This window comes from Mesorhizobium sp. M7A.F.Ca.ET.027.03.2.1, assembly GCF_003999175.1.
GTDB lineage: Bacteria > Pseudomonadota > Alphaproteobacteria > Rhizobiales > Rhizobiaceae > Mesorhizobium.
Window position 1 is genome coordinate 1 of record NZ_RZOM01001700.1, and the last position, 708, is coordinate 708.

At 66.5% G+C, this 708-nt stretch carries 1 protein-coding gene and 1 pseudogene; both read right to left on the reverse strand.

Annotated elements, in window-relative coordinates:
* Nucleotides 1-139: pseudogene (locus tag EN750_RS41775) on the reverse strand (GNAT family N-acetyltransferase); the annotation flags it as partial.
* A gap of 5 nt (nucleotides 140-144) precedes the next feature.
* Nucleotides 145-708: lytic transglycosylase domain-containing protein (locus tag EN750_RS37470; RefSeq protein ID WP_145968338.1), on the reverse strand; the 564-nt coding region annotated here is incomplete at its 5' end.

A 708-nucleotide genomic window follows, 5' to 3' on the forward strand; every position in this document is an offset into this window, starting at 1 on the left:
GCGCATGCAGGGGCAGCGCATCACCGGGCTCGAAGCTGCGCATGACAAAGCCGTCGGGCCAGTGCGGCGGAACCAGCGTCTCGTCGAGGATTTTGCGCAGCCGGATGTCGTTGAGAGCCGGCGGGCGCGGTTCAGGCATCGCGCTCAGGCGTCGGGCTGCAGGCGACGGCGCTGGCGGTCGCGGCCAAGGCCGGTCGCCTCGAGCAGGCCCTTGCGCTTGGCGTCGTAATAATAGCCGGTCTGGTAGAGCCAGTCGGCCTTCTTGGCGTTGCCGCCGGCCACCAGCCAGGCGCCGCGCAGATATTTCACCGCGTATTTCAGATTGGTTTCGGCATCGAACAGGCCCTTGGCCGGCCCGTCATAGCCCATGCCGCGCGCCGTCGCGTGTTTGATCTGCATCAGCCCCCAATGGCCGTTGTTGTAGGCTTTCGGGTTGAAGGTGCTCTCGCGGTTGACGACATGGCGCACCAGATCCACCGGCACCTGATAGATCGCCGCATATTTCTCGATCAGCCGCTCGACATCGCCACGCACGCCCGTCGCGTGTTCTTCTTGCACGGGCCCTGCCGGGAACTGGACCAGGGCCGCCGGGTTCTGCGGCACGACATAGGCGACTTGCTGGACGCCGGGCATGCGATCGCCCTTGGCGGTTGCCGGCACGACCAGCCCCGCGGTCGTATAGGTCTCGGCCGCCTTGACCGGCTCGTT